The sequence below is a fragment of the Ruegeria sp. AM9 genome (assembly GCF_056540565.1).
The window spans coordinates 1-527 of record NZ_JBQFWY010000064.1; the positions used below are offsets into that span (position 1 = coordinate 1).

Annotated in this window: 1 pseudogene; it reads left to right on the plus strand. The window is 53.5% G+C overall.

Annotated features, from left to right (window positions below):
• Nucleotides 1-82 precede the first annotated feature (82 nt).
• Nucleotides 83-527: pseudogene (locus tag ACR0DO_RS19605) on the plus strand (IS6 family transposase); the annotation flags it as partial.

A 527-nucleotide genomic window follows, 5' to 3' on the forward strand; every position in this document is an offset into this window, starting at 1 on the left:
GGTTCTGTCACAAACGTCGCCCCTGCCTGTCAGGTCGAGAGCATTTCTGGTAGCGCACACTGGAACATGACAGGAGTAGGCCGTGACGATTTCATTTAAGGGCGCGCATTTTCCAAAGGATATGATCCTGTTCGCGGTTTTCTTTTACCTTCGTTACGGCGTTTCATACAGGAATCTGTGGAAACCCTGGCGGAACGAAGCGTTGAACTGGATCACGCGACGCTGAATCCTTAGGTAAGCAGATACGCTGGTCTCGTAGCTGATGCTTCGCGGCACAAAAGCGTCCTGCCGACCGTTCAAGGCGCGTGGATGAGACCCATGTGAAAGTGAAGGGTGAGTGGGTTTATCTCTATCGCGCCATCAACAAACACAGCAAGACCCTGGGCTTCATGCTATCCAAGCGCCGGAACAAAGCGGCCGCGACCAAGTTCTTCGCTCGTGCGCTTGAGGCGAACGGCTTGCCACGGAAGATTGTCATCGACAAAAGCAAGCCAACACCGCTGGCATCATAGCTCCAAACAAGATGC